The 25,591-nt window shown below is 57.9% G+C and carries 26 protein-coding genes; 9 read left to right on the forward strand and 17 right to left on the reverse strand.

Features of this window, described 5'->3' with window-relative positions; all coding sequences use genetic code 11:
• Nucleotides 1-16 precede the first annotated feature (16 nt).
• The 3 genes from ACQKEK_RS12715 to ACQKEK_RS12725 form a co-directional block, all read right to left on the reverse strand.
• On the reverse strand, nucleotides 17-871 hold the full coding sequence (locus ACQKEK_RS12715; RefSeq protein WP_319299190.1) for a fumarylacetoacetate hydrolase family protein: 855 nt from the start codon (nucleotides 869-871) through the stop codon (nucleotides 17-19).
• Nucleotides 871-1,947, reverse strand: coding sequence for an amidohydrolase family protein (locus tag ACQKEK_RS12720; protein WP_031310963.1), 1,077 nt, complete (start codon nucleotides 1,945-1,947; stop codon nucleotides 871-873). The genes ACQKEK_RS12715 and ACQKEK_RS12720 overlap by 1 nt, the downstream gene beginning before the upstream one ends.
• 341 nt (nucleotides 1,948-2,288) lie before the next feature.
• Nucleotides 2,289-3,017 (reverse strand): TetR/AcrR family transcriptional regulator, encoded by a 729-nt coding sequence (locus tag ACQKEK_RS12725; RefSeq protein ID WP_319299191.1) that lies wholly within the window; start codon nucleotides 3,015-3,017, stop codon nucleotides 2,289-2,291.
• Nucleotides 3,018-3,199: 182 nt separating this feature from the next.
• On the opposite strand from ACQKEK_RS12725, the gene ACQKEK_RS12730 reads away from it, so the two are divergent.
• On the forward strand, nucleotides 3,200-4,831 hold the full coding sequence (locus ACQKEK_RS12730; protein ID WP_319299278.1) for an ATP-dependent acyl-CoA ligase: 1,632 nt from the start codon (nucleotides 3,200-3,202) through the stop codon (nucleotides 4,829-4,831).
• A gap of 111 nt (nucleotides 4,832-4,942) precedes the next feature.
• Here the strand turns inward: ACQKEK_RS12730 and ACQKEK_RS12735 are convergent, their stop codons facing one another.
• Entirely contained in the window at nucleotides 4,943-5,743 is an 801-nt protein-coding gene (locus ACQKEK_RS12735; RefSeq protein ID WP_312965233.1) for an SDR family NAD(P)-dependent oxidoreductase, read from the reverse strand.
• 103 nt (nucleotides 5,744-5,846) lie between these two features.
• Between ACQKEK_RS12735 and ACQKEK_RS12740 the strand changes: the two genes are divergently transcribed.
• A complete protein-coding gene (locus tag ACQKEK_RS12740; RefSeq protein ID WP_312965231.1) occupies nucleotides 5,847-6,590 on the forward strand; it encodes a DUF2889 domain-containing protein in 744 nt (247 codons plus the stop codon).
• A 59-nt stretch (nucleotides 6,591-6,649) separates the two neighbouring features.
• Here ACQKEK_RS12740 and ACQKEK_RS12745 read toward each other — a convergent pair whose 3' ends face one another.
• The 4 genes from ACQKEK_RS12745 to ACQKEK_RS12760 all read right to left on the reverse strand — a co-directional run bounded on the left by ACQKEK_RS12745 (nucleotide 6,650) and on the right by ACQKEK_RS12760 (nucleotide 10,561).
• Complete coding sequence (locus ACQKEK_RS12745) at nucleotides 6,650-7,225, reverse strand: aromatic-ring-hydroxylating dioxygenase subunit beta (RefSeq protein ID WP_312965229.1); 576 nt, start codon at nucleotides 7,223-7,225, stop codon at nucleotides 6,650-6,652.
• A 48-nt stretch (nucleotides 7,226-7,273) separates the two neighbouring features.
• Nucleotides 7,274-8,680, reverse strand: a complete 1,407-nt coding sequence (locus ACQKEK_RS12750; protein WP_319299192.1) for an aromatic ring-hydroxylating dioxygenase subunit alpha — start codon at nucleotides 8,678-8,680, stop codon at nucleotides 7,274-7,276.
• Between the two features lie 184 nt (nucleotides 8,681-8,864).
• A complete protein-coding gene (locus ACQKEK_RS12755) occupies nucleotides 8,865-9,863 on the reverse strand; it encodes a fumarylacetoacetate hydrolase family protein (RefSeq protein WP_319299193.1) in 999 nt (332 codons plus the stop codon).
• Nucleotides 9,860-10,561 (reverse strand): SDR family NAD(P)-dependent oxidoreductase, encoded by a 702-nt coding sequence (locus ACQKEK_RS12760; protein WP_486036354.1) that lies wholly within the window; start codon nucleotides 10,559-10,561, stop codon nucleotides 9,860-9,862. The genes ACQKEK_RS12755 and ACQKEK_RS12760 overlap by 4 nt, the downstream gene beginning before the upstream one ends.
• A 134-nt stretch (nucleotides 10,562-10,695) precedes the next feature.
• On the opposite strand from ACQKEK_RS12760, the gene ACQKEK_RS12765 reads away from it, so the two are divergent.
• Together ACQKEK_RS12765 and ACQKEK_RS12770 are read left to right on the forward strand one after the other, a co-directional pair.
• Nucleotides 10,696-11,094, forward strand: coding sequence for a Zn-ribbon domain-containing OB-fold protein (locus tag ACQKEK_RS12765; RefSeq protein WP_319299195.1), 399 nt, complete (start codon nucleotides 10,696-10,698; stop codon nucleotides 11,092-11,094).
• Nucleotides 11,095-12,285: a thiolase family protein gene (locus tag ACQKEK_RS12770; RefSeq protein ID WP_319299196.1), complete on the forward strand. Its 1,191-nt coding sequence runs from the start codon at nucleotides 11,095-11,097 to the stop codon at nucleotides 12,283-12,285.
• Nucleotides 12,286-12,288: 3 nt separating this feature from the next.
• Here ACQKEK_RS12770 and ACQKEK_RS12775 read toward each other — a convergent pair whose 3' ends face one another.
• The 7 genes from ACQKEK_RS12775 to ACQKEK_RS12805 all read right to left on the reverse strand — a co-directional run bounded on the left by ACQKEK_RS12775 (nucleotide 12,289) and on the right by ACQKEK_RS12805 (nucleotide 19,485).
• Nucleotides 12,289-13,083 carry an IclR family transcriptional regulator gene (locus tag ACQKEK_RS12775; RefSeq protein WP_212619692.1) on the reverse strand — a complete coding sequence of 265 codons (795 nt, stop codon included), beginning with the start codon at nucleotides 13,081-13,083 and terminating at the stop codon, nucleotides 12,289-12,291.
• A gap of 91 nt (nucleotides 13,084-13,174) precedes the next feature.
• A complete protein-coding gene (locus ACQKEK_RS12780; RefSeq protein ID WP_319299197.1) occupies nucleotides 13,175-14,761 on the reverse strand; it encodes an MFS transporter in 1,587 nt (528 codons plus the stop codon).
• Between the two features lie 40 nt (nucleotides 14,762-14,801).
• The gene (locus ACQKEK_RS12785; protein WP_319299198.1) at nucleotides 14,802-15,698 is read right to left on the reverse strand and encodes a fumarylacetoacetate hydrolase family protein; all 897 of its coding nucleotides are present in this window, start codon (nucleotides 15,696-15,698) and stop codon (nucleotides 14,802-14,804) included.
• Nucleotide 15,699: 1 nt separating this feature from the next.
• Nucleotides 15,700-16,641 carry a VOC family protein gene (locus ACQKEK_RS12790; protein ID WP_319299199.1) on the reverse strand — a complete coding sequence of 314 codons (942 nt, stop codon included), beginning with the start codon at nucleotides 16,639-16,641 and terminating at the stop codon, nucleotides 15,700-15,702.
• Nucleotides 16,642-16,702: 61 nt separating this feature from the next.
• The gene (locus tag ACQKEK_RS12795) at nucleotides 16,703-17,464 is read right to left on the reverse strand and encodes an SDR family NAD(P)-dependent oxidoreductase (protein WP_319299200.1); all 762 of its coding nucleotides are present in this window, start codon (nucleotides 17,462-17,464) and stop codon (nucleotides 16,703-16,705) included.
• 63 nt (nucleotides 17,465-17,527) lie between these two features.
• Complete coding sequence (locus ACQKEK_RS12800) at nucleotides 17,528-17,746, reverse strand: ferredoxin (protein ID WP_319299201.1); 219 nt, start codon at nucleotides 17,744-17,746, stop codon at nucleotides 17,528-17,530.
• A gap of 62 nt (nucleotides 17,747-17,808) precedes the next feature.
• Nucleotides 17,809-19,485: a methyl-accepting chemotaxis protein gene (locus tag ACQKEK_RS12805; protein ID WP_499142999.1), complete on the reverse strand. Its 1,677-nt coding sequence runs from the start codon at nucleotides 19,483-19,485 to the stop codon at nucleotides 17,809-17,811.
• 156 nt (nucleotides 19,486-19,641) lie between these two features.
• Here ACQKEK_RS12805 and ACQKEK_RS12810 point away from each other — a divergent pair, with 156 nt between their 5' ends.
• From ACQKEK_RS12810 to ACQKEK_RS12830, 5 genes are all read left to right on the forward strand, one after another.
• Nucleotides 19,642-20,907 carry an MFS transporter gene (locus ACQKEK_RS12810; RefSeq protein WP_499143001.1) on the forward strand — a complete coding sequence of 422 codons (1,266 nt, stop codon included), beginning with the start codon at nucleotides 19,642-19,644 and terminating at the stop codon, nucleotides 20,905-20,907.
• A gap of 23 nt (nucleotides 20,908-20,930) precedes the next feature.
• Nucleotides 20,931-21,251: a 2Fe-2S iron-sulfur cluster-binding protein gene (locus ACQKEK_RS12815; protein ID WP_319299204.1), complete on the forward strand. Its 321-nt coding sequence runs from the start codon at nucleotides 20,931-20,933 to the stop codon at nucleotides 21,249-21,251.
• 33 nt (nucleotides 21,252-21,284) lie between these two features.
• Nucleotides 21,285-22,520: an NAD(P)/FAD-dependent oxidoreductase gene (locus tag ACQKEK_RS12820; RefSeq protein WP_499143003.1), complete on the forward strand. Its 1,236-nt coding sequence runs from the start codon at nucleotides 21,285-21,287 to the stop codon at nucleotides 22,518-22,520.
• A 46-nt stretch (nucleotides 22,521-22,566) separates the two neighbouring features.
• Nucleotides 22,567-23,403 carry an oxidoreductase gene (locus ACQKEK_RS12825; RefSeq protein ID WP_499143005.1) on the forward strand — a complete coding sequence of 279 codons (837 nt, stop codon included), beginning with the start codon at nucleotides 22,567-22,569 and terminating at the stop codon, nucleotides 23,401-23,403.
• 104 nt (nucleotides 23,404-23,507) lie between these two features.
• The gene (locus ACQKEK_RS12830; protein ID WP_499143007.1) at nucleotides 23,508-24,719 is read left to right on the forward strand and encodes an MFS transporter; all 1,212 of its coding nucleotides are present in this window, start codon (nucleotides 23,508-23,510) and stop codon (nucleotides 24,717-24,719) included.
• On the opposite strand, the gene ACQKEK_RS12835 is transcribed toward ACQKEK_RS12830, so the two are convergent.
• Together ACQKEK_RS12835 and ACQKEK_RS12840 are read right to left on the reverse strand one after the other, a co-directional pair.
• Nucleotides 24,713-25,213, reverse strand: a complete 501-nt coding sequence (locus tag ACQKEK_RS12835; RefSeq protein ID WP_499143009.1) for an SDR family NAD(P)-dependent oxidoreductase — start codon at nucleotides 25,211-25,213, stop codon at nucleotides 24,713-24,715. The two genes, ACQKEK_RS12830 and ACQKEK_RS12835, sit on opposite strands and share 7 nt — an antisense overlap.
• On the reverse strand, nucleotides 25,200-25,499 hold the full coding sequence (locus ACQKEK_RS12840) for an SDR family NAD(P)-dependent oxidoreductase (protein ID WP_499143011.1): 300 nt from the start codon (nucleotides 25,497-25,499) through the stop codon (nucleotides 25,200-25,202). Before ACQKEK_RS12840 ends, ACQKEK_RS12835 begins: the two co-directional genes overlap by 14 nt.
• Nucleotides 25,500-25,591: the final 92 nt, after the last annotated feature.

The raw sequence follows: 25,591 nt of genomic DNA on the forward strand, positions 1-25,591 counted from the left end.
TTAATTCGCTCTCGATTTAGACGCTGGGCTTTTCGCCAACTACGTTACGTAGCGTACCTATGCCTTCCACGGTCGCCTCGACCACATCGCCAGGGTTTAAATACACGCCAGTTCCCATCCCGACTCCGGCCGGCGACCCCGTGAACAACACGTCACCGCAAGCAAAACTGGAGCGCTGGTGGACGAAACTGATCAACTCACCAACATTCCAGGTCATTTCGCTGGTAGAGCTGTCCTGACGGGTTTCGCCATTTACTTTCAAAGTCAGCCTGAGAGCTGGAGACCCCGCCGGGAACTCATCCTTGGTGACGATCCACGGACCAAGTCCGGTGGTCTTGTCCTGGCTTTTGGCAGCGAATAGATCCATTCCGATGCCCGGCGGACCGCTGAGCTGCAGGTCGCGGGCGCTTACATCATTGCCAACGGTATATCCCAGGACGCAACCCAAGGGGTCAGACAGGTCGATCTCGCTGCTACCAATGACTGCCACCAGCTCGACCTCGTGATCGAGCTTGTCGGTCAGCGGCGGAAAGCGAATCGGATCGCGGGCTCCAATAAGTGCACCGTAGGCCTTGAGAAAGGCCACAGGCTGTGCCGGCGCGCTGAGACCAAAATCCTCGGCGAGGTGCTTGGTGTAATTCGCCCCAGCGACAACCACTCGATTAACGGGCTCGATTGGCGGTAACAGGCGAACCTGGGAAAGCGGCACTGGCCGCCCCAGGAAACGCAACGCACTGATTCCCTTGCCTTGAGCGATAGCAGGAGCCCACTCGGAAAACGGGCCGACAATGGGAGTGACTTCGTCCTGTTGGATATCGACTACCGCCCAGAAGGGTTCTCCCTCATTGTGGGAACAACGCGCCAGCTTCATCAGACACCAACCTTCCCGACTTTAGCGGGATCGAGGCGCAGCAATTCGCACGCGTTCTTCCAGCGGATTTTCTGCAGATCTTCGTCCGATAGGCGAAGCCCCTCGGTCAGGTCGTGGCGGACTGCGTCGCTGCCACCGAAGTTCGATCCATAAAGCACCCGATCCGCGCCGATCACATCGACCATGGCCTGACGCATGGGAAGCTCGTGAAGCTCCACGTCGAAATAGAAATTCGGCAGATAGTCGAGGAAGGGTTTTTTGTTGTGGAAAACATCGAGGTTCGGGTTGGTCTGGGCAAGCCGACCCAGCTGATAAGGAACGAAGCCGCCACCGTGGGTGATGTAGATCTTCAGATTCGGGAAGCGATCGAGCACTCCGCCGTTAATGAGATACCACAGGCATTTGGTTTCGTCGTAGTTCATGCCGACGATCGCGGTCGTTTCATACCGATCGGTATTAGCGTCCTTGCCCCAGGTCACGGACTGGTTGTAGCCGTGAACGAAAATCGGCAAGTCAACTTCGCACAACGCTTCCCAAACTGGGTCCAGCTCTGGCGAGTCATATTCCAGCCCACCGAAGTTCGAGCCACCGGCGCTCAGGCCTTTTGCTCCCAGTTCGTTGCAGGCGCGGCGGATTTCCTTGGCTGCTTCATGGGGCACGTTCAGCGGTGCGTGCGCCCAGAACATCAGCCGATTGGGCGCTGCCGAGCAATACTCAGCCATCACATCGTTGACCTTGCGAGCGAACGGGACCGCGAATTCGGCTTCGGTCCAATACATGTAGCAATGACTTGGAACGGACAGAACCTGAGCATCCTGCCCAGCCGCATCCATGGCCGCGAGGCGGTTGCTCGGGTCGCGCCATTTGGCCATGTACTCTTCGACGTTCAAGGTCTCGCCGCGGGCATGGGCCTCGCGCAAGGCTTTCTTACGCTCTGGTGCGCCTAGAGAAAGAATCCACTCACCAACACGCAATTTGATATCGCCATCGGGCTGCGACTCAAAAGCAGGCCCCCAATGGGGATGCTGGTCATAGTAATCAGGGTGTGGAGCGTGGGCGTGAAGATCGATAAGCATGTCCGATTACCTCAGAAATTGTCACTTTTTGAAATTATGTATAGCGCAGTGCAGCTGCGCCGTATAACCGGGGGCAACTGCTTCTAAACTGCAGTCTGCAGGCCCCATTGGCAGAGCATAAAATTAATCTGTTCATAAATCAAAAAACTGTTCAATTTATTTTTACGAACACGCCGAAAGCACTGCTCTAGAGCGGCTCATACAGAAGCCATCACCTATAGACACGTATGTATTCGCCGGCATTGCGGCTCCATTCGTATGCTGGCTGCAAAAATGGTGCGCAAAAAAAAAGCAGAGTTCTCGGAGGAGAGCTCTGCTTTAGGTGTGGTGGGATGGAGAGACTAGCGGCGTGAGCGGGAAGTCGATCCGACTGTCAGGGCCGCAATCAGCTTCTTCACACGGACGGGAAGCATGCGACGGTTCGCCGACTCGGACACCAGCGTCTCGCTCATCACATAGCGGATGATCAATTCGCTGATCAATTCGCGATCGAGCCTGACGCCAAGGCGCTCGTCCCACTGATCGAAAACGATGTCGAGCACATCCTGAAAACGAACAATGGAATCATGGAAAATTCGGCGGAAGAACCCCAGCGCATATTCAGGCGCGACCGTCAGCAGACGTTGCGCGCGACTTTGCTCGAGGTAATTGTCCAAATAGACGATAAGCGCGTTGAGCCGCGCATCCGGATCGGCGATATCTCCCAACGCCTGGGTCAGCGATGTATGGAAACTGTCGCGCTTGTGTCTGGAAAAGGTATCGAGCAGGTCGTCTTGCGACGAGAAGTATCGGTAGAACGTCCCACGGGAAACACCGGCGACCTGGCACACGTCAAGGATAGAAATGCGATCAGCACCTGATCGCAGCACGACTTCTTCGGTGGCCGCGAGGATATTGGAAATGGTCTCTTCCGACCGGCGGTTGGGTTTTACCGTGGCGCCAGATGATGAAACGCCAATGCCCTGACGAACGTTTTTCTTGACGGCACTCACAGGTTTCACACGGGGTGCGGTCTTTTTTTTCGACGGAGGTGACGCTGCTTCAGCAAGCTGATTTGCGCGCTTTGGCATGGGTGCACGGGCTCATAACAAGAAAGATACGCAACACTAGCATATGAAATAGGCAACATAATCTATATTTGTTCAACTTTTGCCTAAAGACATTCCGCGAATTTGTATTTAGAATCAAATTCTCCCTTCAAAATAACATCAGGCGATCCAGCGACTGGCAGCGCCCCACAAGGAGAAGAGCCATGAGCGGCACGGGAAATTCAGACACCTGGGCAGTAGGCGAAAGAGACACTGTTATCGCAGCGCTTGAGCGCGCTGTGGCGCGGCATCCAGACAAGGTTCTGCTTGATTTTAGTGGTGAGTTATACACATACAGAGAAACTGATCTACTTTCCACCAAAATGGCTCATTCGCTGGCTTCGCTGGGTGTGCAGGCAGGCGAAACGGTACTGACGATGCTGAACAACAACATCGACGCCGTCGTGACATGGCTCGCGATCAACAAGCTTCGCGCCGTTAGCGTGCCGATCAATACCGCCTTGAAGGGCGAGTTTTTGCGCCACCAGATAGCCGACACCAATACCAAGGTGGTGATCTGCGAGGCGGCCTATCTCGATCGTATAGTGCCGCTTGCATCGAAATTGTCTGAGGTACAGAGCATTCTTTACCGTGGCCAGCTGGAATCGCTTCCTGAATGCGCTATTTCGGTCGCTTCGCTGGATGAGTTCCGCGGCCATGACGAAACGCCTTTCGAGACCAAGCCTCAGCCATCCGATCTCTCCTGCCTCATCTACACCTCGGGAACCACGGGACCATCGAAAGGCTGCATGATCAGCTACAACTTCATGTGCAACTTGGCGCGCCTGCAATTGCGGGCCGGACCTGCGAACGAGAACGACGTAACCATCACGCCGCTGCCGCTGTTTCATATGAATGCCCTGTGCGTGTCGATTATCGCCAGCATTCTGGTGGGCGCGCGGGCAGCGATACTGCCGCGCTTCTCCGTTTCCAACTTTTGGCAGGAAGTCGAACGCTCAGGTGCAACCATTGCGTCGATTCTCGGTGGCATGGGCGGGCTGCTGGCAAAGGCGCCTGAAAACGACGCGATGAAGCGGTGTTATGGCCAAATCCATACGGCTCGCGGCAATCCATATACTGAGGAGACCAAGAAAATATGGCGTGAGCGCTTCGGCACCAAGCTGGTAGGCGGTAATGGCTACGGTCTCACCGAGGCCTGCGTGATTACCTCGCTTGCAGGTGGCGAATATGCGGCGCCTGGCTCGTCAGGCAAGCGCATCCCGGACTTCGATGTACGTATTGTCGATGATGAAGATCGTGAAGTACCGGCGAACACGTCCGGTGAGATTGTGGTACGCCCGCTGCGTCCGGACATCATGTTCCAAGGCTATTGGCAGCGCCCGGAGGACACCCTGAAGCTGATGCGCAACATGTGGTTCCACACGGGCGACATCGGCAAGTTCGATGACGACGGCTTCTTCTATTTCGTCGACCGGAAAAAGGACTACCTGCGCAGGCGTGGCGAGAACATTTCCAGCTTCGAGATGGAGGCCGCCTTCGCCGTGCACCCGGACATTTCCGAAGTTGCGGTACACGCCGTTCCGTCGGACAAGGGTGAAGATGACGTAAAGGTAACCGCGGTATTGCACGATGGCGCGACACTTCAGCCAGAAGAGCTATTCAGGTGGGCTACCGATTCGGTGCCTTACTACGCACTGCCACGGTACATCGAATTCCGCGAGACGCTGCCGAAAAATCCGCAGGGGCGAGTGTTGAAGTACCTCCTTCGGGACGAAGGTAAAACAGCCTCGACCTGGGACTGGGAAGATACGGATATCAAGGTCGACAAGCGCTGAGACTGCTGCGAAGGGCTGGGCATAGCCCCTTTCCCACCTCGCAAAAAAACGAGGCGGGCTAAGGAATGGGAATGGCATGTGGGCGCAGCAAGAGCTGCGCCCACTATTGTTTCAGTACTCCCGAACTGGAACGTCTTTAGGGCGTGAGTTGTAGCCCGGCAAGTGCAGGCCGCCATCCACGTGAATGGTCTCGCCAGTAATGAAACGCGACATCTCCGAGGCCAGGAATACGACTACCGGGCCAATGTCCTCCTCCGGATCGCCACAGCGTCCCAATGGCCGCATCGAGGCCGACATTTCAGCGAACCCCGGGTTTTCCGCCGCCAGCTTATGAAAGGTAGCGCCCATGGCTGTGGGCGCTACGGCATTGACGCAAATGTTGAATCGCCCCCACTCCGAGGCAGCGCTGCGGGTCAAGCCGACGATGGCTGATTTTGCGGTGTTGTAATCGCCATGCAGCCACGCACCGATCTCGGTGTCGATGGAGTAGAAGTTGACTATCTTTCCGCCTCCACGCACCTTCATGTGAGGCAGCGCAGCTTTCATCGCCCACCAGGCCGCCCAAACTGTGGAGTTGAGCGTTTGGGCCAGCATCTCATCGGTCTTATCTTCAAGCAGAACGTTGGGCGTAGGCGCGAAGGCGTTGTTCACCAGGATATCGAGCCCGCCGAACTCATCCACGGCAGCCTGAATGGCCGCCTCGATGTGTTCTTTACTGGAAACATCAGTCTTCACAAAGAGCGCCCTGGCGCCCAACGCTTTCAGCTCTTGCGCTACGGCTGTACCGCTTTGTTCGTCCAGCTCTGCAACTACCACCGCAGCGCCCGCCTTGGCGAAGCTCAACGCCACACCTCGACCTATACCGCCGCCCGCGCCAGTGATAAGCGCCACACGCTCTCGTAGCAGTTTCATAGCCCCTCCTTTCTTGTTGTTAGATAGACAGTTTTTACTATAGTGTTCAAATATACTCTTGTCCGCATCATCGGGCATTATTCAGCAATAAAAGGATAACTAGATGAGTACGTTTCGTCGCCGAGTGGACATAGTGACCAGCGAAGAACACGGCGAAGGTGAAGTTCGCGCGGCTCTCGAAGATGACTTTCACCACTTCCGCGTATGGGCGAAATACCAAGCCGGCGCACTGATTGCTGTCGGTGGCGAAGCGATAAGGTACCCCTATACCGCCTGCCTGCAGGCAACCGAACCCCTTGAGCGCCTGGTCGGCATGCCGCTCAGCCGGGTCGCCCACTCGGTAACCCGCCAGACGGACGCAACGCACCAGTGCACGCATCTACTCGATCTGGCAGGGCTGGCGATTGCCGCAGCTGCCCGTCAGAATCGCAGGCGTCGTTACGATATCGAGATTCCTGGCCGGGTCGACAATCGAACAATCGCGAGATTGACGCGAGATCAGGACTGGAAACTGGACTGGTCCGTAAATGGTCCGCTTATCGAGGCTCCCGAGACTTATGCCGGCGTCAATCTACGCGAGGGGATGGCGCGCTGGGCGTTGCAAACTTTATCGGAAGAGGAAGCGGAGGCTGCTTTGATACTGCGCCGCTGTACGCTCATTTCGCTGGGAAGAGAACGTGACCTGGATAGGCAGACACATGCAGCCCCGAGCGGCCTCTGCTATAGCCAACAACCCGAACGGGCGGAACAGGCCATACGGATGAAGGGGTCGACGTGGGATTTCGGATCGTCCCAAGAAGAACTGTGCGCAAGTGATCAGGATTGGCTGAACAGCCGTGGCTCATAGGGAAGGACGAGCTTTTGCAATGAGACGGCCCGCATCCCGAAAGAGATGCGGGCTCATCATCAGAGGAATACAGCGAGGTTTGGAGTGCCCAGAACGGCCTGGTCGATAATGACTTCGCGACGCGCCAACTTGAAACCATCTTCGTGCATACGCAGCACGTCGCGACGCTCACCACTGATGATGTCGACGTGGTGGTCCTTGAACCGGCTGCGCGTCAGCAGCAGATAACTGGTCACCACATACTCACCAGGGGTGGCGGTTTCCTCGACGAACACATTCGTCACCAACCGCCGCGTACGCGATGGCGGGTCTTCCGCCCAGGCGCTCTTGCCAGAGAGACGCAGCACACGCCCCATGATCGACCGATAGTCGTCGTGGTAATGCTGCACGCTACGCACGATGCTCACCGACAGCTCGGACTGGGTGCGGGTATGCCGCAGCGGCACGGTATAGATCAGATCGGTATCAAGCCGTGCTGCCCATTCCTGCAAACGAATTTGATCCAGTAGCGTTGCTTCCTCATAGAGGAAGGTCACGACCTGGTTGTAAATATCCGCCCCGACCGGCACACGCTTAATACCGACCGGAGAGCCCGGCTGGATTTGGTCCTCGCCGCGTTGTTGAACTTCTGCCATGGAAATCTCCATTACTTTTTTATTGTCGTGACCCGGGCCAGCGAGCGTTTATTTTTCGTCCGACGCGGTCATCAGCTCATGCCAGTACTGCCACCAGTGCCACTGAGTATCGTCTTTGGTAAAGCCTTCATTGACGATGCCTGGGCCTGGCCATCCTTCCGGCGCCCCGGTTTCGAAACAGGCTTGGTACTTGAGCGTGCTCTTGCGACCCATTGCGCCCTTGGCGGACTGAGTCATGTGAGGCCAAGTGTCGGAGTCGTCTTGCTCGACCATGCCGGATGTACCAAACAGCTGGATGGTCTGCTTGAGCATCTTTTCACGAAGCTCTGGTGGCGCATCCTTCTCTGCAAATATCCAGTTGACGAACTCAAGCTTGTCTGGACCTTGAGGCACATAGGCGTGCAACGTCATAGAGCCGACCACGCTGCCATCCGGCTGCGGGATATAAACGAAGCCAAACAGAATGTTCGGGAACATGCCCCCTACCTGCGGCGGCATGCTAGTCAGCACCCTAAGCTGATCTTCACTGAGGTTACGCGCCAGCTGCTCGACCATGTCACGCGTCATACCTGCGGGAGGCAGCGCGTTCAGTTTTTCCTCGACCGACAAGGTCGCCGGGTCCAGGCCTGTCAGGCGCTTGATCTTGCGCGCCAGATCGATACAACGCAGTGCATGGCCGTGTGGAGAGCTGATCTCGACGCCGATCATTTCCGGACTCAGGTCGGTACCCTCGCCCTCGCCTTCACCTTTCTTCGCGTAGTTGCCTACTTCACCCAGCCAGCGGTGCAAGGTCAGGGTATGGAAGCCATCGGCAGCCGACTGCTCGCCAGCGGTTTTCCAGTTGGCGTTCACGATGAACCGCTGCGGTGGGCCCAATACCTCCATGCCCTTGTCGCTGCGGCAGAAGAGCATGTCGTAATACCACTTGGCATCGCCGAGGAAGTCCTCAAATGACGGACCGTCGACGTTCCAGGTCGCAAAGATCAGACCGCCATAGAGAGTTACCCGTGCCTTCTTCAAGCCCAGTTCTTCCTTGGGCGTCATCTTGCCATGCATGCACTCACGCTCGATTGGCGAGCCGATGAAATCACCGTTGGGCCGGAACGCCCAACCGTGATAGATGCACTTGTGTATCTGCGTGTTACCGCAATCGGCGGTACTGATGCGCATTCCTCGATGCGGGCAAACATTGAGCGAAACGAAAACCTCGCCCTCTTTACCGCGGGCGGCAATCACCGAATCCGAGCCCATGTCGCGCACGATGAAATCGCCGGAGTTAGGGATTTCAGATTCGTGGCCGAGGAGAACCCAGATCTTGCCGAAGATCTTTTCCATCTCCAGCTCATAGATTTCCCGGTCGCTCAGGACGCGCATCTGTACTTCACGTGTCGCTGGGTAGATAAGATCCGAGACCTTGGTTCCGTCGGACAATACGGGGCTCGTTGTTGTTAGCATGATTGCCTCCTGTTTATAGGGCATAGCCGCCGATGGCGATTAGGACAAGCTAAATATAAGACACTTTTTGATAATATGTATACTAGATGCCCATGTTCTTTATGTGACATCTTGCTGCTGAAATAAACCGACATGGTTTACTTGAGGTACTGATCAAGGCGAACTAGCCAAACAGGCAATTACCTCAGTCATCTTTCGTGGCGGTTCCGACACGTGTTCGCAGCACGCCGATACCCTGCACTTCCAGCTCCACCAGGTCTCCTGGTTTGAGATACCGCAACTGCTCCAGCCCGCAACCATTGCCCACGGTGCCGGAACCGAGAAACTCACCGGGGTATAGGGTTTCCGCACGTGAAACATGAGCGATGACATCTTCGAACTGCCAGCGCATGTCTCGGGTGTTGCCCCGCCCCCATTCTTCACCATTCACCCGCGCCACCATGTCCAGGTCATAGGGATCGCCCAACTCGTCGGCGGTGACCAGGCAGGGGCCCATAATGTTGGCCGTATCAAAATCCTTGCTCTTGGCGGGACCCAGCATTCCAGACATTTCTTTCGCCTGGGCATCGCGCGCGCTCATGTCATTAAATATGGTGTAGCCAACGATGTGCGAGCGGGCCGTATCACGGCTTATGTCCTTGCCCCGCTTACCGATGTAGCAGCCGAATTCCAGCTCGAAATCCAATGCTTTGCTAAAGCTCGGCCATTGAAACTCATCGTCGATACCGACTACTGCAAAGCGGTTGCATTTGTAATAGATCGGCTGTCGATTAAAGGTCTCGATTACCCTGTCATCGGCACCCGTGTTCATCGCTTTCAGCGTTGCTTCTGGGTCCGGCGTACGTAGGGCACGCGCGCGTCTGGCAGCGGCGAAACTCTGTTTCAGGTGCAGCTCGAAGCATGAACAGTCACGCATCTGCGGCGGTGGCTGGATCGGCGCACGCAGCTTGACGGTGGCGCGTTCGATGACAGCCGCGGAAGGCGCCTTGGCTATCAGCGTCCGAGCGTGTTCGAGCACCTGCTCGCCGCCTTCGATCAACGCCAGAACGCTGGCGAATTCGGGGCTCTCGCGACCTTGCATGCTGCGATAGGCAATCTGCAGGTCGACAATCAGTCCATCGTTTTCGATCAATGCCCCGGCGCGCTCGAAGCCAGCGCCATCGGTGTAGGTTACGAGTCTCATACGCGACCACTCACAGGCAGGCAGGCGCCGGTTACGGGGGCTGCGTCATCCGACAGGAGAAACGCGATTACCGATGCCAGAGCCGCTGGCGATACCCAGCGGCTCGGATCGGCGTCCGGCATGTCGGCGCGATTGGTCGGCGTATCGATGATGCTTGGCAGCACGGCATTGACAGTGACGCCCCGATCCTTGACCTCCTCTGCCAGCGCCTCGGTCAGACGAACCACGCCAGCCTTGGACGCCGCATAGGCGCCCATACCCATGCCAGCCTTGAGTGCGGCCAATGCGCCGACATTTACGATCCGCCCCGAACCAGTCGCGGTGAGATGGGGCAGTGCCGCCTGGGAAGCTACTACCGCCGTGCGCACGTTCATTTGATACATGCGATCCCAGGTATCGAGGCTTCCGGATTCAAGCGTTTCCCAGGCGAAACCGCCGGCTACGTTGACCAATCCATCGATGCGCCCGAAATGCTCGACTACCCTGTTCAATGCCTCCGCTGCCGCGTCGACGGACGTCAGGTCAACGCCGCCGATGGCATGCAGTTGTGCAGCTTCAGGTAACGAACCGGACGGCTCGGCGCGGTCAAGTAGCGCCACGCGGGCACCTCTGGCCAGGAGCAGATCGCCAAGGGTTCTACCAAGCACGCCGAAGCCGCCTGTGACGACAATGGTCTTGTCCTGCAATGACTGGGACATACTGAAATCCTCTTGTTTTTGTTCCACGACGCACCGCTTGAAGCAGTACCAACCCGAAACTAAATATGACACTTTTCGATTTTATGTACAAATGATAACGTTACTGAAAGACGCGCACCTGGATGAAAATGTCGATGCCTAGAAAACTACCTGCGCTGAACGCCGATACCCTCGCTTTCTGGCAGGGGGGCAGGCACGGCGAATTGCTGATTCACCATTGCAAAGCATGTTCTCAGTTCTTTCATCCTCCCGGACCCATATGTCCTCGCTGTGCAAGCTTCGAGGTCGGCCCACGCTCAGTCTCCGGTAAAGGGACAGTGGTGAGCTACACGCTTAACTACCAGCCATGGACTGCCGAACTCGACGTGCCGTACGTCGTAGCGATCATTGAGTTGGTCGAGCAGTCGGGTCTGCGCTTCGTCAGTAACGTTGTCGGGATGGATCCGCAACAGGTGCATATCGACATGCCGGTCCGGGTCAGCTTCCTGAACGTCGAAGATGTCTGGCTGCCCATGTTCGAAAGGGATCAATGAATGTTCGATCGTCGATACGATAAACAAGTAGCCATCACCGGCATCGGACAGTCCGAGGTCGGCCGCCCATCATCGCTGTCAGCCATGCGCCTGACGCTGGACGCCTGCCTGGAGGCCATCGCCGATGCAGGCCTGGAGCGTAGCGACATAGACGGTGTCGCGTGCTGGCCGGGGGACAACAACAACGGCGACCCCTTTTCTCCCGTTGGCCCCAGCGCGCTCAAAAGCACACTGGGCCTGAACGTAAACTGGTTCGGTGCAGGCTATGAAGGCCCCGGCCCGCTTGCCGGCGTGATCAACGCAGCCATGGCCATCGAAGCAGGCCTGTGCAAACACGTGCTGGTATTTCGCACCATCACCGAAGCATCGGCCCGCATGTCGAACAAGCAGGCTGGCGCGCTCACCAACAAGACTCAGGGCCGCGACAGCAGCTTCGCTTGGCAATGGTTCACGCCGTTCAACGTAATGTCCGGCATCAACCTAATGGCGCTCTATGCGCAGCGCCATTTTCATGAGTACGGCACACGACCCGAACAGCTGGCTCAGATAGCCCTGACCTGTCGCCGAAATGCGATGCGTAATCCCAAGGCACTTTATCGAACGCCAATGACCATGGACGACTACATGGCATCGCGGATGATCTCGACTCCACTGCGTATGTTCGATTGCGACGTACATTGCGATGCATCCACCGCAATCGTACTGTCGCGGCGAGATACTGCGCGCGACACACGCAATACGCCGATTCGTATCGAATCCATTGGCGCGGCATTGAATCAGCCGTGGTCGTGGGATCAGATCTCACTCACCCAGATGGCGGCTTTCGACGTAGGTCGGATGATGTGGGACCGCACCGACTATCGCCCTCAGGATGTCGACTCCGCGCAGCTATACGACGGCTTTTCCATCCTCACCTTGATCTGGCTGGAGGCCCTGGGGTTCTGCCCGACCGGCGAAAGCGGCACGTTCGTCGAGGGTGGCCAGCGTATCGCGCTGGACGGCGAGCTACCTATCAATACTAATGGCGGCCAGCTTTCCGGCGGCCGCACCCACGGCCTGGGCTATGTGCATGAGGCCTGCCTGCAGCTATGGGGGCGAGCCGAGGGGCGACAAACTACGGAGAACAGAGTCTGCGCAGTGGCGGCTGGAGGTGGCCCATTGGGCGGCAGCCTTTTGCTGGTTCGGGAATAGTTACTAGAAGAGAACGCTGGTCAGTTCGCTGCAGAATTCGACGAGGGCATCGCCCAATTCGGCGATGCCCTCCTCATCACGCTGACCGCGGAACATCACTGCCGAAACCGTAAAGTCGATACTGCCGCCGGGGGAAAAAACAGGCGCGGCAACGGCAAGAATGCCCACGGAAAAATGGCCATCGTCTGTTGCCCAGCCTCGCTTCTGAGCCTCGCGTACTTCTTCCCGGTACATATCGAAAGGCAACGGTCGAGCCCAGCGGATGCTGTCGTAGGTCGCGCGTATTTCGGGGCTGTCGAGATCGATCTGCGTAGCGAACAATCTGCCGCTGGCACCCATCAGCATCGGCAGACGTTGCCCTTCGGCCATATCGATTCGAACGTCCGTGGGGCTCGCCGCGGAACTGACGATCACAATGCGGTCCGCACCCAGGCGCCGCCACAACGTGACAGTGATGCTCTGCCTCGCAGCCAAGCTTTGCAATAACGGCTTCGCCAGCTGCACCCGCTGCCCCTGGGTGACCAACTGCTCAACGAGACGCGCCAGCCCTATCCCCGCCGAATAGCGCTTTGACATGAGATTGAAATCCACCACGTCTTCAGCGACCAATGTGCGCAGGATGTTGAAGCATGTGCTTGGATTGATTGAAAGCTGGCGTGCGATATCAACGGAGCGCTCTGGCGTCCCGACCTGGCTCAGATGCCGCAAGATACGAATCGCATTGGCCACCGGTTTGACAAGGACGGCACCGTTGGCCTTCTGCTGTTCACCGAGGTCTAAAATTTCGTTGCTATTCATGCAGATCCCTAACTCATGCTCGCTGTAGATCTGCATTCTATACTGAGAATAAAACACCGCAACTAATTCAGCATACGGATGCCAAGCGGTATTACTGATCGTTTACCGAAGGGGCTTGGTAGATGTAGCGGCGCGTTGCCAAAGTGTCACATCGGAATCGCTGCAAGCTATTTTCTCTAGACTCGTCAGCTTTGGTGACTCTAGCCCGCTGGCGCAAATATTCGAGCCAGGACTCGACGATAAAACGCTCAACGTAAAGGTTCTTTTCACTCAGATCGCGGTAAAGTCGCCAGTTCTGTGCCCCGTTTCGCCGTCTGGATTGGCCGACGGCATAGGCCGTGCGGACGAAAATGTCGCGTTCGGCATCATTGACTCGGTAGCTGATTTCCACAGACACCGGACCATCGGAATGAGAAACATCGCGTGCCAGTACCAGCTTGTCAGTCTGCTGCGCTTCAGCGAAATCAGCTTCGTTACCCAGCTCAATTGTGCCGTTACGGGTGATGAGAAGCCCCGACACAATAGTCGCAGCAGAAATGATGAGCGCGTTATTGAGTCCGATATATTCTGCCAACGCCCCCCACAGAGCCCCGCCCAGCGCCATGGCCCCCATGAGCATTAGCAGGTACACCGAAGCGACCCGGGCACGCACCCAGTTCGCCGCGTAGGTTTGCACGACCGTGGAGATGGTCGCATTCACGGCCATCCAGCCCATGCCAGCGAAAATCAGCATCGCGCACACGACGTAACGGTTATGCGTTAGGGCAGCAGCAAGTGTTGCAGCTGCAAAAGCGATCGCACCTGCAGCAATGAGCGTGCGCAACGTAAATCGGCGATACAGCTTCGTGAGATTGAGAGCAGCTACCACTGCCCCTCCGCCCATGAATGCCATGAGCAAGCCATAGCCGCCAGCGTCCATGTCGAGCTCTTCCTTGGCTACCAGAGGCATCAGCGCCCATAGTGCGCTGGCGCAACTGGTAAACACGAACACCTGCTTCAACGCATTGAACAGGACTGACGAGTGCCGGATATAGCGCAAACCGCTGCGCATGCCGCCGCTGAAGGTTTCCGGCGGCAGGTCATGCGCCTGCTGGCTCGATTTCAAGGTGAGAATAAACAGGATCACGGCCGTCATGCACAGAGCAATCACCAGAAACACCGATGCCGCGTTCCAGTATGCGATCAGCACGCCGGCAATCGCCGGGCCCAATGCCCGAGCGGCATTGGTCGCGATGCCATTCAGCGATACTGCGGCCGGAACCTCACTTCGCGGCAACACATCGACGATGGTCACCATCCACGCGGACATTCCCAACGCGCTGCCAGTACCCAGAACAAAGGTCAGCAAAAGCAGCGTCCAGGCACCCAGTTCGCCGCTGTAGGCAAGCAGACATAGGACTGCGGCCGCGCCGAACATCGTCGCCTGCGTTACGATCAGCCAGCGGCGGCGATCCACCAGATCGGCGATCACTCCACCTGGCAGGCCGAACAAAAAGACCGGTAGCGTCATCGCCGTCTGTACCAGCGAGACCATCAGCGGTGACGACGACAGCGTCGTCATGATCCAGGCCGCACCGACCGTTTGCATCCAGATGGCCAGGTTTACGACAGCAGCAGCAAACCAGAGGCCTCGGAATACTCGGTGACGGAACGGAATCCAGGGTGATCCCTCTTTCATTGCTGCTCCTTCACACAAGGCTGCAAAGGGCGGGCGCCAGTTAGCCTACAACGTCATCACCCGCAGGCAGCCCAAGCCGGCCCACCTTGCGTGCAGCATGCAGCTCGCGCCGCTCACCGACGCGGTTGCACAGTTGCCCAACGCCCTCGATTCGGGCATCGATCGCATCGCCGGGTTTTAGGAAGTTGCCCGTTTCCAGCGCCACGCCATGCGTCGAGCCAGTAAAAACCATATCCCCTGGGCGAAGCGTTATTCGTGCATCGAGGTAATTCAGAAGCTCGTCCACCGGGAAAATCATGTTTCCGGTGTTGTCCTGCTGACGCTGTTCACCATTAACGCTCAGTTGCAGATTCAGTGCCGGCTGACCGGGACCACCGAGCTCATCGAGAGTAACGATCCAGGGACCTATCGGAGTAGTGCGATCCATGGCCTTTTGCGTAAGCAGGTCGAGACGACCGATCTGCCGGCCCGCATCTCGCGCACTGATGTCGTTGCCAACCGTATAGCCGAGCAAGCACGCGCTCGCCTGCGGCTCGTCCAGTAGAGGACGGGCGACCACGGCGACTAGCTCGACTTCATAGTCGAGCTCACCCGTCACGGCTGGAAATTGAATGTCTTCACCCGCGCCAACCAAAGCTGATTCCGGAATCGAATACGCCAGGGTATGTGCCGGCGCTTTGCTACCTAGCCGCTCGAGATGGCTCAGATAGTTGAGCCCAACGCCGAAAATCCGCCCGCCAAGCTGAAGTGGCGGTAGCAGGCGGCACGCTGATAGAGGAATCCACTCAGCGTCGAGATCCAGCGCCGCTTCTCCTTCCGCGCCAAGCGACGGTGCCCATTCGCTGAAAGGCGCCCGAATGGCCCGCAAGCGAAGGCCGTTGGCATCCAGCAACGCCCAAAAGGCCTCGCCGGCAACTTCCACGCGCGCGATGCGCATCTCAGCGCTTGCTGGCCAAGAAATCCGGATCGAGTACCTCTTCAGGCGTTTTCACGCTCGGGCCGAGGATGGGGCCAACCATTTCATGCCCCCACACGCTCAATACTTCTGGATTGAGTTCGAACGGATCGCCCTGCCACGGCTCGATCTCGGCAATGGTCTCGATGGCGAAGCCCGAAGGCGTGAAATGGTAGAAGGACACGTGCGGGTCCTGGGCATGCTGGCCGAGCGTCATCATCATTGGCAGCTCACGTTTACGCACGATGTCATAGGTCTCGCCAACGTCGCGGATGCTGCTGACAACGATGCCGACATGCTGCACACCCATACGCCCCGGCCCGAACCCGTATGCGATGTCATGGCTGGTGTGATGGTTCAGCTTGGAACGGAAAAAGCCGGTGCGACCCTTGCCAGCGCCTGCGCCATACCAGCTGAAGCCCATCACGTTGATCAGGAAATTCTCGAGTTCGGGGCCGTATTCCGGCGTGATCACCACTACGTGCCCAGCACCGCGCTCATTGGCAACGAAGCCGCCATGGCAGCGCCCCGGCATGAAGGAGCGTGGCGTCCATTTTTGTGCGTAGAAAAGTTCATGCTGATAGCCGACCGGATCGCGAAAACGGATCAGCTCGCGCACGCCGCGCTTCTCGCAAAGCTCCGCGTCGCCGCGGGTGAACTCAACGCCGGCAGCGGTGAATTTCTTCAACGCATCCTCGAAGGCCATCCGCCCTATCGCTTCCCAGCCTATATAGGCGAGACGGTCGACCTTACCGGGGTGGAAGGCAAAACGATGGCGGCGATCGTCGATCTTGAAATAAAGCGAATCGGGGTCGCTCTCGGGGCTGCGGCCGATTCCGAAGCCCATGACGTTTGGGCCATAGTCACGCCACTCATCGAGTTTGGTGGTTTCGAAGCCCATGTAACCGATGCCGATGATATCCACGAGAATTCACCTCTTTGTTGTTCTAGGTTCACGGACGCCACCGGCGCCCGCACGAGCGCTGCTAGATTGCGAGCAACCCGCCGTCTATGACGAAATCCGACCCGGTAATGAACGAGGCCTCGCTGGAAGCCACAAACAGCGCCATGGCGACCACCTCTTCAGGCTCACCGGGACGGTCCATCAGCACGCCATCTAGCAACGCTGCACGCGCTTCCGGATTCTCCAGAAATGCACGGGTACCGGGCGTCGCAACGAATCCGGGGCTGAGGCTGACAGCACGTATGCCAACCGGCGCACCTTCCACCGCGAGCTGGCGGGTAAAGGACACCACCGCACCCTTGGCAGCCGAATGCGCCGAGATGCCGGCGACCTTGGAGCCGCCCCACGCTGCAGTGGATGAAATATTGATAATCACGCCACGCTGCTCGGCAAGATGACGCCAAGCGTATTTGGTGGTGTAGAACAGCAGATCCAGTTCATTACGGATGGTGTAGTGCCAGTCCTCGATTGACATCTCGCTAACCGCACCAAAACGCGCGGCCGAAGCGTTGTTATAAAGGATGTCGATGCGACCATGCTCGGCCACGGCGGCGTCGATCCAGGCCTTGGCCTGTTCGTGATCGCCAAGATCCAGCGGAGCCATGCCATATAAGCGCAAACCCTGCTCCTGCATCAGCGCAGCGGTTTCCTCGTGCGCCGGCCCATTGAAGTCACAACCCACCACAATGGCGCCTTCCTGAGCGAAACGCAGCGCGGCTGCCCTACCCTGCCCACCGCCAGTACCGGTGATCAGCGCAACCTTGTTCTGTAAGCGACCTACCATTGCTGTCCTCCCGATATCCCGATCCGCCTAGTCCTATTACCAGCGACTAGGCCGATTCGTCATTCATCTGATTTCTTCGAGCCAAATCGCTTCGGCGGGGCAAGCCGCTGCACCCTCGCGGGCTTCTTCTTCGAGCTCTACGGGAACGAGGTCGCTATCGAGATACACAAGGCCATCAGCATCGAGCTTGTAGATGCTCGGGCAGACTGACGCGCACAGACCATATCCGCAGCAGCGGCCACGGTCGGCAACCACTTTGAATTGTACTTTTTCTGAACTCATTTGTTGTCTCCTTATCAGGCCCAGCTACCACTGATAATGAACACTTATCGATTTTTTGTACATTATTTTTTTGAACATTCCACCGCTTCAGATTCGAAGCTGAAACGGCTCACCGCAAGGTTCAGTTCCTGTGAAAGCTCGCGAAGTCCCGCAACAGCGCTTGCAACGCTGTGAGTGATCGCATCACCCTCGCCAGCCATGCGCGCTATGCGCTCAACATTCGAGGCGATATCACGCCCGCCTTCACTTTGAGTTTCGACTGCCCTTGCAATCTCATCCACGCCGCGTGTCGAATCCCCTACTAGCACAGCTGCCTGTTGCAGCGTGCTCTCAAGTTCCACGAGGAGCTTGCTGCTGTCGTCCAGCGCGACCGTACCAGCTTGCAGCGCTTGGTCGACCACTCCCGACTGATCATCCAACCTTAAGGTGAGGTCATTGATCGAATTCGCTGCCAGCGCGGAACGTTGCGCCAGATTCCTTACCTCATCGGCAACCACGCTGAAGCCGCGCCCGCTCTCGCCTGCACGCGCCGCCTCTATCGCCGCGTTCAAAGCAAGAAGATTGGTCTGAGCCGACAATTCCTTTACCTGCGTGATGCTCGCAGTGATTGCCGATGTGCTCTCTACGAAATCACCCACCGAAACGCGGATGGCGGCGAAGGCCTGGCGCACGCTTTCTATTTCTCCAAGCAGTCGCGTCAGTGTCGAGTGCCCCGCCTCGGCCCCCTTCTGGCTGGCATCGGCGGAACTGCGCAGTTTCTGGGCATGGGACGATATCGAGGCGATGCCAGCGCTCATTTGCTCGACCGTAGCGGATACCTGCGTCACTGCGGAGGATTGACTGGCCGAACTCTGCGCGACCTGCGTCGATGTCACAACCAGCTCCTCCGCCGAAGCCCCCACTGCTGCCGCCACGCCCGCCACGCGCCGCAACGCCTGCTGAAAGCTCTCGATCAGCTCGTTGAACGCTTGGCCTGTATGGGCGATTTCGTCACGACCGATGATTCGTACACGCTGAGTCAGATCGCCATCGCGCAGCTTGATCGACGCGCGCTCGATTACACGGATGGATCGGACAATCTGGCCCCGCAACATGACGCTCGCCAGCAAGGACACCGCTATTGCAGCTAACAGCACGCCGACGAGCACTTCCACTACGGTTTTCACCCGGTCGCTGGCGCCGGTAAACGCAGCGGAGGTGAGCTCTTCCTGCAGGGTCAGCAAGCGGCTGAACTGCCCGGAAAGACTGTTGAAATCCGAACGTACAATGCCAAGAAGCGATACCGCTTGCGGTGGGTAGCTTAGGGCTGCCTGTTTCATGTCCGCCAAACCGCGCGCATAAATCGCCGCTTGTTCCCGCACGGTCTGGTAAGCAGTCTGCTCATCCTCGACAAGTCGTGTTTCTTTCGCCGCGTTGTCGAGCAGGCTTAGCATCTCGGCGGAACTCAAATCCATCTCTTCCAGATAGACCTCCAGCTCCTCGCTTGAAGCCTGCCCATTGGACTCGAGAATTCGGACCACCATGGCGTACGCGTTGATCATCGCCGTCTGGGAAGCCGCAGACGTTTCAAGAACCCGCTTATATTGTTGAAACCGCAACTGGTCTATTTCATCTATCACGGCCTGCTGCCTTTCCAGCCCCTGATAAGCGACGCCCGAGAGGACGACCAGCGAGACGATAAAAAAAAGCGGGAGCAGCAGGAGCTTCGCTCCGATTGTGAAGCGGCCCAGGGTTGGCATGATGATCCCCATCTTGTTGTTATATGTTTGAGGCCCTATGGCTAGACAGGCTGCCACAGTCGCTTTATTCTCAATACAGTATTTGATTTCACATTAAGAATTCAACAGCACTACGCGTTTCGCTTGGCTCAACAATATCTATAAGGAAGCCAAACCATGCCCTCTTCGAAGAGCGAAGTGGCGATCGATACCCTCGAATTTCGCCAGAGCTGGAAAATCCTGATTCTCGCCGTGGCGGGCGTCGCTATCAGTATCAACGCGGCACTTCTCTATGGCTTCGGTACCCTCGTCGTACCGCTGGGCGACGCCTTTGGCTGGAGCAAGAGTGAGCTGCAAGCAAGCATCACCTTTCTGTTCGGTGGCGCGGTCATTTCGCTGCAGTTGGTCGGCTGGTTCAACCTTCGCTACGGCATGAAGCGGGTCACCGTCGTTTCCCTGCTGCTGCTCTCCCTCGGTTACCTGGCAACCACATTGCTGAATGGATCTATCTGGTCGCTGTATTTCGCTTTCGCCGTGCTCCCCATTCTTGGCATGGGTGCGCTGGCAGTCACCTGGACCCAACTGCTCAGCCTCTGGTACGACCGCAACCGTGGGCTGGCGCTGGCGATCGGGTTGTCCGGCACAGGCATCACCGCCGCAACCATACCTCCATTGATGGCCTGGGGGATTGGCCAATGGGACTGGCGCGCCGCGTTCGTGATTCTCGCTTTGCTCAATCTACTGGTACTGCTTCCGCTCATCTTGCTGTGGTTTAAGGTTCCGGGCGCTGCAGGGATCCAGTCGGACAGAGCAGCCGATCTACAGAAACTGCCCGGCATGTCCTTCCGCGAAGGCATGGCCTCGCGAAAGTTCTGGACCTGCAACCTCGCGCTCGGCCTGGTGATTTCTTCGATCGTGGGCATGGTCACCAGCACAGTCCCGATGCTGCAATCCAGAGGATTGTCGGCAAGCGATGCCAACCTTATTTTTAGCGGCTTTGGCTTTTCGCTCATTTTCGGTCGCATGCTGATCGGTTATTTGCTTGACCGCGTGTGGCCGCCTGCGATATCGGCGATCAGCCTGGCGCTTCCAGCCATAGGATGTGCGATCTATCTCAGCGGAACGGGAGAGTTTTCTTCACTGCTGCTGGCCGCCGTGCTCGTCGGTTTTGGCGCCGGGGCGGAGTTCGATATTGCCGCATTCCTGATCGCACGCTATTTCGGGCTGCGCGAATACGGCCGGCTGTTCGGCGTGCATCAAGGCTTGAATACCGTGGCCTCAGCGCTCGCCCCGTTGCTATTCGCCTACATGCTGAGCACTACCGGAAACTACAACGCCATGCTGTTCTATTCAGCGGCCTGCTGCGTCGTTGGCCCGCTGTTGCTGCTTACATTGGGTCGAACACCGCGCTTTGCCGCGTCTCCCATGCTCGCCCATCCCTGACCCAAATAAAAACGGAGCAGACCATGCCTACCTTGACCTTTATCGAACACAACGGCACACAGCATCAGGTTATCGGTGACATCGGCCAGTCGGTGATGCAAGCCGCAACCTTTGCGTCGGTCCCTGGAATTCCGGCGGACTGCGGTGGAGCCTGCGCATGCGCGACCTGCCACGCGTATGTCGAAGAAGCGTGGATGGAAAGACTTCCCGCCGCCGAAGGTATGGAGTCGGACATGCTGGACTATGCGTTCGAGCGGCGCGACAACAGCCGGTTGACCTGTCAGCTGGTGATCAGCGAAGCCATGGACGGGTTGGTTATCCACCTGCCCGAGTCCCAATTCTAAGCGCCGCACGCTGGCGTAATTCAAGGAGGTCCTATGTCTCTCGCCTCGGTAGTGATCATCGGTGCTGGCCACGCCGGCTTTCAGGTAGCTGCTTCGCTGCGCCAGGAAGGCTATGACGGAAAAATCACCCTGATCGGCGATGAGCCTGGCCTGCCCTATCAGCGGCCGCCGCTGTCCAAGGCCTACCTGCTCGGCAAGATTACCGAGACGAGTCTGCTCTTCCGTCCTGCCGAATTCTTCGAGACTCAACGTATCGAGCTGTTGCATGACCAGGCCACGGCGATAGACCGTTTGAACCGCAGGGTATTGCTCGCTTCCGGCGCCGTTGCCACCTACGACCATCTGGTGCTTGCCACCGGCGCGCACAATCGTCCGCTGCCCGTTCCGGGTGCCGAACTGGAAGGTGTTTTCGGCATCAAGGCCAAGGCCGATGCTGATGTGCTGGCGCCGTTGGTAAAGGAAGCGCGAAATGTCGTCGTGGTTGGCGCCGGCTTTATCGGCCTCGAATTCGCAGCAGTCGCAGCAGCGCTTGGCGCTACCGTGCATGTGCTGGAACTGGGTGATCGCCCCATGGCCCGCGCACTGTCGCGAGAAATGTCGGAGCTATTCAGGGATGCGCATGAACATTGGGGCGTCCATTTCGACTTTCGTCAGGGTCTCGCGCGCGTCATTGGCGAAAACGGGCGGGTATGCGCAGTGGAAACCTCTGATGGCCGTACGCTGCCGGCCGACCTCGTGGTCTTCGGCATCGGCGTGATCCCCAACGTACAACTGGCGACCGAAGCAGGCTTGCAGATCGAAAACGGCATCAAGGTCGACGCTAGCCTGCTCACCGTGGATCCACAGATTTCCGCCCTTGGCGATGCCGCTTGCTTCCCCTGCCTGTATAACGATGAGCAGCCAACCCGGCTTGAATCGGTGCAGAACGCCGTCGATCAGGGCCGCTGCATTGCGGCGCGGCTGATGGGCAAGCCCGCGCCCTACTCCGCCTTGCCGTGGTTCTGGACAGATCAGGGCAACCTCAAGTTGCAGATCGCTGGGCTCTCGACCGGCTACGACAGTACCGTGGTGCTAGGCTCGGTCGAGTCGCGTGAAGTATCGGTGCTGTGTTTCCGCAATCAGCATCTGGTTGCTGTGGAGTCCTGTAATCGCATGGGCGATCACATGGCGGCACGCAAGATTCTCGCCCGCCCGCCCAGGCTCACTCCCCAGACAGCAGCTGCCGAGGGCTTCGATCTGAAAGCCTGGGAAGCGGCCAACCGCGACTGAACGTCGATGACAATCAGGCACTGACCACCACCTCAAGGAATATGAAATGAGCAGAACCTGGTTCATTACCGGGGCTTCTCGCGGCCTCGGCGCGGCGATTGCTCAGGCAGCGCTCGCCGCTGGCGATAATGTAGTGATCAGCGCCCGCCGGCTCGAACAGCTGGATCAGTTCGTCGCGCAAGCTCCCGAACAAACGCTTGCCGTGGAGCTCGACGTTACCCGAGAAGACCAGGCGGTAGCGGCGGTTGAGACTGCCATCACTCGTTTCGGACGCATCGATGTGCTGGTCAACAATGCCGGCTATGGGCAACTCGCCGCGTTCGAAGAAAATACGCCCAGCGATGCCGAGCGACAGTTCGCCACCAATGTGTTTGGCGTGTTCAACCTATGCCGAGCGGCCTTGCCGATCATGCGCAAACAGCGCAGCGGCCATATTTTCAATGTCTCGTCGGTGGCCGGCGTGGTAGCCATGGGCGGCGCCGCGCTGTACTGCGCTTCCAAATTCGCCGTAGAAGGATTTTCCGAGTCGCTGGCTCAGGAAGTCAGCCAATTCGGCATCACGGTTACGCTGGTTGAGCCCGGCGTGTTCCGTACGGATTTTCTCGATCCAAGCTCTGCGGTGTTCGGCGCCAATGGGCTTGAGGACTACGCAACGTTTACCGCGAAGATCAGAGCAGGCTCAGCCGCCAACAACCATCGACAGACAGGCAATCCCGCCAAACTGGGTGAAGCGCTTGTGCAAATCGCGAATATGGAAACGCCGCCGCTCCGCTACGTCGCGGGGTCCGACGCCTACCAAGCGATCACCAGCAAGCTCGACAAAATGAAAGAACAAATCGAGCAATGGCGTGATCTGTCCGCTTCATCCGACGGTGTTTTCTAGGCGAAACGGAGCCCGCACGATCCAGCGAACCGACGGGTCCGCTCGGTATCTCTTTCCTTCTCTCGGGGCATAAGCCTGCGTCGTCCGCCTCAGGAGCTAGCTGTTTGGATACCGGAACCACACATCCCACCCGGCTCACGTTGTCGATCATCTTCATCGTCTGCTTCAACTTCATGTCTTATGTGGCCAATGGATTACCGCTGGCCGTATTACCCAGCTTCGTTCTCAACGACCTTGGGTTTGGCACTGTCTTGGCAGGCATCGTCATTGGCACGCAGTACGTGTCGACCCTGCTGTCACGACCATTGGCCGGCGTGCTGGCCGATCGCTTCGGCGCGAAATGGGCTGTCATCGTCGGGCTGGCCGGCCTTGCAGTCTGCGGCGTACTGACCACGCTGGCGATTGTCATGTACGCCTCGCCCTGGCTCAGCGTCTCGATCCTGATTGGCGCACGCATAATTCAGGGCATCGCTTCAGCCATGATTTCCACGCCCTGCTGTACTTGGGCCATCGGCTTGCATGGCAAGGCGCATACCGCACGGGTGATGTCCTGGAACGGCATTGCCGCTTATGGCGGTATCGCCGTCGGTGCGCCCTTGGGCGTGCTGATCAGCGATCAGTTCAGTCTAGCCAGCCTCGGCCTGTGCATCGTCTTGCTCGGTCTGTTGTCGTTGGTTCTTGCGATGGTCAGGCGTTCATCGCCGCTGTTGCGCGGCGAACGGCTGCCCTTTTTCGACGTATTCTGGTCGGTGGTGCCCAACGGTTTGGCATTGGCGTGCAGTTCAGCCGGCTTTGGCAGTCTGACCGCCTTCATAGCTTTGTATTTCGACAGCCTCGGCTGGGCCAATGCCGCCTGGTGTCTGACCGGCTTCGGCGCCGCTTTCATCGTCGCCAGGCTTGTCACGCCCAACGTAGTGGTACGTTTCGGTGGCTATCCAGTGGTTACAGTGTGCCTGTTGGTACAGGGCCTCGGACTGCTGCTCATCTGGCTGGCCCCCTCACCCGAGATAGCGATTTTCGGAGCCTCGCTGACTGGCATGGGAGTGTCCTGGGTGTACCCCGGACTTGCGGTAGAAACGCTGGCGCGTACGCCAGACGCCAATCGCAACTCCGCATTAAGCGCACTTTCGCTGTTCTTCGATCTGGCGGTCGGGTTAGCCGGCCCCTTGATGGGGCTCGCTGCAGCCAGCCTGGGCCTTGCTGAGGTTTTCCTCGGCGCGGCGCTGCTTTCGGCTGTCGGGTTTATTCTGGTGTTGTCTCTTCGCAGGCGACACGTACAACCTTCAACCGGTGCGCTGAATGGCGCGCCTCATTGAATGAGAAAACCGCCATCTACAGCGAGTGTGTGTCCGTTGACGTAGCCGGCCGCAGGCGAACAAAGCCAGGCAATTGCGGCGGCGATTTCTTCCAGCCGGCCCCAGCGCTTCATCGGGTTAGTCTGGGCAACCGTCTCATGTTTATCCTCGCTGAACAAACGTTCGGACATCTCCGTGGCAAATACACCTGGTGCAACCGCGTTTATGCGCAGACCTTGGGAGCCATATTCAATGGCAGCTGCGCGAGTCACGCCCAAAACGCCGTGTTTACTGGCATGGTAAGCCACTCCGAGAGACCCACCGTTGACGCCGCCGATCGATGAAACATTGACGATGCTCGCGCCCTGCTGCCGAAGCAGGTGGGGTGTCGCGTATTTCATACAGAGCCAGGTGCCTTTAAGATTGATGTCCAATACCCGATCCCAGTCATCCTCGGAGTAATCGGCGAGCGGGACGAACGGCGTCCCCTCGATGCCAGCGCTATTGATCAGCATATCCAGCTGCCCCCCAAAATCCCACCGTTTGCTCGACCAGCCTCTGTACTTCGACGGCCCGGCTGACGTCAGCCTGGACGAACTCGGCTAGCCCGCCTGCCTCGCGAATCGTAATAACAGCTTGTTCACCCTCCCTTGTACGCCTTCCGGACACCACAACCTTTGCGCCCTCTGCCGCCAAAGCCAGCGCCCCTGCCAATCCAATCCCCGTCGTGCCGCCGGTTATCAACGCCACCTTTCCGTTGAGCCCAAGATGCATCAGCTTCGCCTTGTCGTTTGGCCTCATTCCAATGTAGCCAACCCTATTAAATACACAAAATCGGAATCTGTCTTACTTTAAAAAAATAACGCATACGGCCCGAGCTAGACGCTACGCGA

The sequence above is a fragment of the Pseudomonas sp. NPDC077408 genome, from assembly GCF_050269105.1.
Classification (GTDB): Bacteria; Pseudomonadota; Gammaproteobacteria; order Pseudomonadales; family Pseudomonadaceae; genus Stutzerimonas.

What these genes read in the sequence shown, in the direction of transcription:
- ACQKEK_RS12785 (WP_319299198.1), bottom strand. Translation starts at nt 15,698, where the DNA reads ATGCGCATCGCGCGCGTGGAAGTTGCCGGCGAGGCCTTTTGGGCGTTG.
- ACQKEK_RS12715 (WP_319299190.1), bottom strand. Translation starts at nt 871, where the DNA reads ATGAAGCTGGCGCGTTGTTCCCACAATGAGGGAGAACCCTTCTGGGCG.
- ACQKEK_RS12735 (WP_312965233.1), bottom strand. Translation starts at nt 5,743, where the DNA reads ATGAAACTGCTACGAGAGCGTGTGGCGCTTATCACTGGCGCGGGCGGC.
- ACQKEK_RS12725 (WP_319299191.1), bottom strand. Translation starts at nt 3,017, where the DNA reads ATGCCAAAGCGCGCAAATCAGCTTGCTGAAGCAGCGTCACCTCCGTCG.
- ACQKEK_RS12820 (WP_499143003.1), top strand. Translation starts at nt 21,285, where the DNA reads ATGTCTCTCGCCTCGGTAGTGATCATCGGTGCTGGCCACGCCGGCTTT.
- ACQKEK_RS12750 (WP_319299192.1), bottom strand. Translation starts at nt 8,680, where the DNA reads ATGCTAACAACAACGAGCCCCGTATTGTCCGACGGAACCAAGGTCTCG.
- ACQKEK_RS12730 (WP_319299278.1), top strand. Translation starts at nt 3,200, where the DNA reads ATGAGCGGCACGGGAAATTCAGACACCTGGGCAGTAGGCGAAAGAGAC.
- ACQKEK_RS12825 (WP_499143005.1), top strand. Translation starts at nt 22,567, where the DNA reads ATGAGCAGAACCTGGTTCATTACCGGGGCTTCTCGCGGCCTCGGCGCG.
- ACQKEK_RS12795 (WP_319299200.1), bottom strand. Translation starts at nt 17,464, where the DNA reads ATGGTAGGTCGCTTACAGAACAAGGTTGCGCTGATCACCGGTACTGGC.
- ACQKEK_RS12800 (WP_319299201.1), bottom strand. Translation starts at nt 17,746, where the DNA reads ATGAGTTCAGAAAAAGTACAATTCAAAGTGGTTGCCGACCGTGGCCGC.
- ACQKEK_RS12815 (WP_319299204.1), top strand. Translation starts at nt 20,931, where the DNA reads ATGCCTACCTTGACCTTTATCGAACACAACGGCACACAGCATCAGGTT.
- ACQKEK_RS12840 (WP_499143011.1), bottom strand. Translation starts at nt 25,499, where the DNA reads ATGAGGCCAAACGACAAGGCGAAGCTGATGCATCTTGGGCTCAACGGA.
- ACQKEK_RS12780 (WP_319299197.1), bottom strand. Translation starts at nt 14,761, where the DNA reads ATGAAAGAGGGATCACCCTGGATTCCGTTCCGTCACCGAGTATTCCGA.
- ACQKEK_RS12805 (WP_499142999.1), bottom strand. Translation starts at nt 19,485, where the DNA reads ATGCCAACCCTGGGCCGCTTCACAATCGGAGCGAAGCTCCTGCTGCTC.
- ACQKEK_RS12760 (WP_486036354.1), bottom strand. Translation starts at nt 10,561, where the DNA reads ATGTCCCAGTCATTGCAGGACAAGACCATTGTCGTCACAGGCGGCTTC.
- ACQKEK_RS12745 (WP_312965229.1), bottom strand. Translation starts at nt 7,225, where the DNA reads ATGGCAGAAGTTCAACAACGCGGCGAGGACCAAATCCAGCCGGGCTCT.
- ACQKEK_RS12765 (WP_319299195.1), top strand. Translation starts at nt 10,696, where the DNA reads ATGCCTAGAAAACTACCTGCGCTGAACGCCGATACCCTCGCTTTCTGG.
- ACQKEK_RS12740 (WP_312965231.1), top strand. Translation starts at nt 5,847, where the DNA reads ATGAGTACGTTTCGTCGCCGAGTGGACATAGTGACCAGCGAAGAACAC.
- ACQKEK_RS12835 (WP_499143009.1), bottom strand. Translation starts at nt 25,213, where the DNA reads ATGCTGATCAATAGCGCTGGCATCGAGGGGACGCCGTTCGTCCCGCTC.
- ACQKEK_RS12770 (WP_319299196.1), top strand. Translation starts at nt 11,095, where the DNA reads ATGTTCGATCGTCGATACGATAAACAAGTAGCCATCACCGGCATCGGA.
- ACQKEK_RS12720 (WP_031310963.1), bottom strand. Translation starts at nt 1,947, where the DNA reads ATGCTTATCGATCTTCACGCCCACGCTCCACACCCTGATTACTATGAC.
- ACQKEK_RS12755 (WP_319299193.1), bottom strand. Translation starts at nt 9,863, where the DNA reads ATGAGACTCGTAACCTACACCGATGGCGCTGGCTTCGAGCGCGCCGGG.
- ACQKEK_RS12775 (WP_212619692.1), bottom strand. Translation starts at nt 13,083, where the DNA reads ATGAATAGCAACGAAATTTTAGACCTCGGTGAACAGCAGAAGGCCAAC.
- ACQKEK_RS12810 (WP_499143001.1), top strand. Translation starts at nt 19,642, where the DNA reads ATGCCCTCTTCGAAGAGCGAAGTGGCGATCGATACCCTCGAATTTCGC.